This window comes from Phenylobacterium sp., from assembly GCF_035276905.1.
In the GTDB taxonomy this organism is placed as follows: domain Bacteria; phylum Pseudomonadota; class Alphaproteobacteria; order Caulobacterales; family Caulobacteraceae; genus Phenylobacterium.
The window spans coordinates 1-2,289 of the sequence record NZ_DATELG010000151.1 but is presented as its reverse complement, the minus strand read 5'-3'; the positions used below and the strand labels follow the sequence as shown (position 1 = coordinate 2,289).

The window sequence follows — 2,289 nt, the reverse complement described above, 5'->3', positions numbered from 1 at the left end:
GCGGTTCCTCCGCCGAGCTTGCGCTGATAGGCGACGCGCCCATAGGGGGCGAGGCCGGCGATGTCGCCGGGCGAGGTCGGGTCCGCGCCCAACCGGCGCAGCGAGGTCGCCCCCGGCGAACCGTAGGCCCCGCCCTCCAGGTAGAAGGCGTTGTCGATCCAGGCGTAGGCCGTGGCGCCAAGCGCGGTCTGGGCGAAGGCGCCGTTCAGCAGCGGGGCGGCGCTGGGCGAGGGGGCGAGCCCGGAGTCGGTGTAGGGGAAGCCCCAGGCGGCCAGGCTGTTCCACGGGTCGCTGAGGGTGGGGTTGTTGTTGACGCTGGTCCCCAGAGTCACCTCGTGCCGTCCGACCTTGGCGTCGGTCACTGCGCGGACGTCGAGGTTGTCCCAGGTGAAGGCGCGCGCGATCCCGTCGTAGGTCGCCTCGACGAAGGCCCCCAGGTGCTTGCCGAAGCCGCCGGCGAGGAAGACGGCGATCTCGTCGATGGTCCAGTTGTCGTTCGGCCCGTAGTGGCGCGGCGGGGCCTGGTCCTGGGCGGTGTGCAGGTAGGACGCCACCGCCATGGCCGAGAAGGGCAGGGTGAAGGCGCCCTTGCGCTGGGTGTAGCCGTGGAGCTTGAAGTTGCGGCCATAGGGCGTGAGCTGCGGCCCGAAGCCGCCCACATGGCACATCTGGCAGGGTTGGCCGGTCTGGGCGGCGTAGGCCGGCAAAGCCAGGGCCGGCTTCGCGAGGCCCGCCGCGATCAGCAGGGCGAGACCCGCCGCGCTCCGCCGGACGGCGGAGCTGCGCACATACGGCTTCCGCATGGGCGTCCCCTCGATGGATGGCTGGCCCGGCGCGCGGGCTTGCGGGCTTAGTCCCGGGTTCGTCGAACCCGGTTCATCGTCCGGGCTCCAGGGTCAGAGCAGCCGCACCTGGCAGGCGTCGGTCGTCGCGCGCACCGCCACGCCGGTCCCGGCCCGGTCGAACCGCAGGCTGACCTCCTCGTCCCCCACCGGCAGGTTGCGGATCGTCAGCTGGTCGATGCCGATCGGCAGGCGGGGATCGCGCAGCTCGATCTCGCGCGAGGCCCCGTCGACGGAGAGCCCCAGGCAGGCCTGCAGCAGCATGAACACCGAGCCCGCCGCCCAGGCCTGCGGCAGGCAGGCGACGGGATAGGGGATCGGCGGCTCGCCGGTCGCGCGCGCGAAGCCGCAGAACAACTCCGGCAGCCGCATGTCGAGCTCCGCAGCGGTTTCGAACAGCACCGAGGTCAGCCGCACCACCCCGGCGCGCTCGCCGTACTGCGAAAGCCCCATGGCGCAGATCCCCGTGTCGTGCGGCCAGACCGAGCCGTTGTGGTAGGACATCGGGTTGTAACGGACCTGATCGGTAGCGAGCGTGCGGATGCCCCAGCCCGAGGCGAAGTCCGGCGCCAGCAAGGCTTCGATCACCCGCCTGGCCCGCGAAGGCTCCGGCAGGCCGCAGAACAGCAGGTGGCCGGGGTTGGAGCCGCGGACGCGGCAGAGCGCGCCCTCGCCGTCCAGAGCCAGGCCGTAGAAGCCCTGCTTCTCCATCCAGAACAGCCGCTCGACGGTCTCGCGCAGGGTGGCCGCCCGCGCGGTCCAGTCCGCCGCCGCCTCGGCGTCGCGACGCGCTTGGGAGAGCCGGACCATGGCGCGATAGGCGGCGTAAACATAGCCCTGCACCTCGACGAGCGCGATCGGTCCCGGCGGCGTGCGGCCGTCGGCGTGGAAGACCGAATCTCCGCTGTCCTTCCAGCCCTGGTTGGCGAGGCCGCTCTCCGCGCCGCGCTCGTAGTCGAGCAGGCCGTGGGGGTTGGCCTCGCAGCGTCGGCGGACCCAGTCCACGGCGCGCTCCAGGGCGGCCCAGAGCTGGTCGATCAGGGCCCAGTCGCCCGTGCGCCGGGCGTAGGCGCCGGCCAGGGCCACGAACAGCGGCGTGGTGTCGACCCCGCCGTAGTAGCGGCCGAACGGAACCTCGCCGAGGGAGGCCATCTCCCCGCGGCGCGTCTCGTGCATGATCTTGCCCGGCTCGCTGTCGCGGAAGGCGGAGGCATCCCTGGCTTGATGGGCGGCGAGAAAAGTCAGGACCCCCCGCGCGAGCGAGGGATCGAACCAGAGCAGCTGCCAGGCGGTGATGATCCCGTCGCGGCCGAAGGTGGTCGAGAACCAGGGAATGCCGGCGTAGGGGTAGGGACCGGTCTCCATCGGCGAGGTCAGGAGCGCGATGTCGGCCCGGGACTTGGCGAGCCAGCCGTTGAACAGCCGGCCGCTGGTGGCCAGCCGGGCG

General features: G+C 72.2%; 1 protein-coding gene and 1 pseudogene. Both read right to left on the bottom strand.

The annotated features are described in order from the left end of the window. A pseudogene (locus VJS38_RS06800) lies at positions 1–803 on the bottom strand (hypothetical protein); the annotation flags it as partial. Between the two features lie 93 nt (positions 804–896). Continuing rightward, positions 897–2,289 (bottom strand): amylo-alpha-1,6-glucosidase (locus VJS38_RS06795; RefSeq protein ID WP_324087396.1); only part of this gene is annotated, 1,393 nt, incomplete at its 5' end.